The organism is Micromonospora sp. MH33, from assembly GCF_003013775.1.
Lineage (GTDB): Bacteria > Actinomycetota > Actinomycetes > Mycobacteriales > Micromonosporaceae > Micromonospora > Micromonospora fulviviridis.
Window position 1 is genome coordinate 1 of sequence record NZ_MUYZ01000500.1, and the last position, 2,958, is coordinate 2,958.

The 2,958-nt window shown below is 78.2% G+C and carries 2 protein-coding genes; both read right to left on the reverse strand.

Features of this window, described 5'->3' with window-relative positions; translation table 11 throughout:
• Nucleotides 1-1,904, reverse strand: a 1,904-nt coding sequence (locus tag B0E53_RS35000; RefSeq protein WP_107079781.1) for a putative baseplate assembly protein, incomplete at its 3' end; no start/stop codon positions are given.
• 56 nt (nucleotides 1,905-1,960) lie between these two features.
• On the reverse strand, nucleotides 1,961-2,958 hold a 998-nt coding region (locus B0E53_RS35005; protein WP_146167918.1), incomplete at its 5' end, for a putative baseplate assembly protein.

Genomic DNA, 2,958 nt, shown 5'->3' on the forward strand with positions numbered 1-2,958 from the left:
GCCGCGTCGAGCTGCTCCGGGTCGGCCCAGTCCCGGGCCGGGGCCGGGTTGCCGGCGGCGCGCACCCCGTACGGGCGGCGGGGCAGGATGCTGAGCTGGCCGGCCCGGACCGCGCCGGCGCCGCCCACCCCGACCCGGTAGGTGGCCACCACGTTCTCCACGCCGCCCGGCAGCCGGGCGCCGTGCCGGCCGTCGCCGGTGGTGACCGTGGCCAGACCCTCGTCGTCGAGCCGTTCGGTGTGCACCCGATCCTGCGGGCCGGCGGCGTCCAGGGCGGGCACCGGATCCCAGCGCACCCCGTCCACCCGGACCTCCAGGGTGCTGCGGGCGCCGGCGGGGCTGTCGTCGCGGACGTGGGTGAGCGGGCCGCGCCGGGTGCGCATCCGCTGGAAGGCGAGCGTGGGGTCGCCGCTGCCGAGCGGCTGGACGACGGTCTCGCCGTGGCTGGCCGGCGCGACGTTGCCGCGCACCCGCAGGCCACGCGGGTCGTACCGGAGCGTCAGGTCGCGGTCCAGGTCGACGGTCATGGTCCGGCCGTCGGCGGCGACCGCGCAGGCCAGCACCACCGCGGTCTCGGCCAGCGGGGGCGCGGTGGCCGCGGCGACGAGCGGGTCGGCGGGCGGCCCGCCGGGCGGGAACCCGGTCACCACCACCCGGCGGCCGGCGGGCAGCGGCGGGTCGGTGGCGCCCAGGGTGAGCCGCCGGCCGCCGACCGGCTCCACGAGAGGCCGTTCCGCCGCCGGCAGCGGCCGGGACTCGCCGCGCACCAGGGTGTCCCGGCGGCCGAAGGTGTCCAGGTTCTCGGTGATGTCGACACGCAGCCGGGTGGTCCGGCCGCTGACGCCGAACCGGGAACCGCCGGCCGGGTCGGCCGCCTCGACGGCGTACAGCTCGCGGTAGTCGGGACGTTCCAGCAGCAGCCACGAGCCGGGCACCATCCGGGGGTGGTCGCCGTCGACCTCCACCACGTCGGCGGGGGGCGGATCGCCGGGCGGGAACGGGTTGTCGATGTCGTCCCACTCGCCGTCGGTGATGCCGGGCGGCGGCGGGTCGTTCCCGGCGAACAGGCCCGCCATCGGCGCGTTCCAGCCGAACAGGTTGGTCCGGGTGGCGAATGCGTGCACCTGCACGCCCTCCTCGGCGGTCAGCGGCGTCGAGCGCCGCCAGCCGATCCGCTCGGCCAACAGCAACCGGGTCCAGCCGGCCAGGCCGGGCGGGCCCTCCTCGACGGCCGTGACGATGCGGAAGTCCCACCGCTCGTCGTCACGCCGGCGGTCGGCGGCGCTGCGGCTGTGCGCGGGGGTGCGCCCGTAGCGGCGGCGTTCGGCGCCGACCACCAGCACGCCGTCGCCGGTCCGCACACCGAGCGCGGTGCCGCGCAGCCAGATCGCGTCGGTGGCGAAGTCGATCTCCTGCGGCCCGGCGGTGGCCCCCGGGACCGCGTTCCACACCGCGTACGCGCGCAGGTCGGCGCCGGTCTCGAAGGTCTGCGGCAGCTCGCCCTGCCCGGGCACCGACTGCACCGGGGTGCCGGCGGGCACGTCCACCTGCGACGGTGCGCCCGGCGCGTCCTCGACGTCGAAGGCGATGTCCACGGCGGCGGCGACGCCGGGGCGCGGCTGGTAGCCGATCATGCCGGCGAGGTGCCGGACCGAGGCCAGCTCGGTGGCGGTGCGCAGGTACGCCTCCTGCGCGATCCGTTCGGTGTAGAAGGAGACCACGTCGGTCATCACCGCGGCGGCGTCGAGCAGCGCCAGCACCGGGTCGTCGCCGTCCTGCCCGGCCACCGCCCGCACGCCGGCCGGCAGGCCCGGGTCGGCGAGCGCGGCCCGCATCCGGACCAGGGCGTGGCTGTGCGGGGCGACCCGCCAGGCCAGGACGGGCTGGCCGGGCGGGTTGGTCACCTCGGGCGCGGGCGGACGCAGCGGGTCGCACCCGCATCCACCGCCGCAGCCGCAGCTCACGCGCCACCGCGCAGGCGGAAGGCGACCCGGCCGTACTCCGGGTTGCTCGGGTCGCTGTCGGCGCGCAGCACCTCGCGGGCGGCGGCGTCGATCCGGCCGCGGGCCACTTCCCCGGCGGGCGGCCGGCCGAGCCGGCGGAACCGCAGGCCGGTGGCCTCGTCGTCGGCCACCTCGACGTAGCCGACGCCGGGCACGGCCATGACGGCGGCGACCAGGTCGGAGACGTACAGGGACTGGCCGAAGGTGAGCCGGTCGGGGTGGAAGAAGCCGAGCCGGCCGTCGGGCAGCACCCGGGTGGACAGTTCGGCGCGCAGCCGGCGTTCCACGTCGGCGGCGAGGTGGCCGTCGGCGACGCAGATCCCGAGGGCGATCTCCAGCGGAACGTGGGCGGGCGGGGCCAGCTCCACGTCGGTGCCGGCCAGCCGGCGTACGTCGAGCAGGGCGGCGACCTCGGCGGCGAGCGTGGGGTCGCCGGCCCGGCGGGCCACCGGGTCGAGGGTGACCTCCTGGGCGTACCAGGAGCCGGCCCAGCGGCGCCGGGCCACCGCGCGCTGCACGCCCGGGTTCTCCTCGGCGGTGGCGGCGTGGTCGGCGCTGGTGACCGCGCGCAGCTGGGTGCGGAACGCGTACGGGGCCAGTTCCTTCACCTCGTCGACCGACTCGGGGTCGACCCCGCCGGTGGCCGGCAGCGGGTTGCTGACGCTCACGCCGGCCGGCACCGTCCACGCGGCGGTGGGCAGCGCGAGGGTGAGCACGTCCGCGCCGACGTTGCCGGCGATGCCGCCGCCCACCCGTGGCCAGGCCGTGAGGGTGACGCCGGGCGCCGGCCGGCGACCGTTGATCCCGTCGCCGGGCCGCAGCCGCAGCACGCCGGTGGCCTCCGGTTCGGCCACCACGTGCGGGTCCAGCCGGCCGCTGGCCAGCAGGTCCGGCACGGGCGTCCAGGTGCGACTGCCGTCGTCGAGCAGCACGGCGGGCAGCGCGCGGCGCGGGT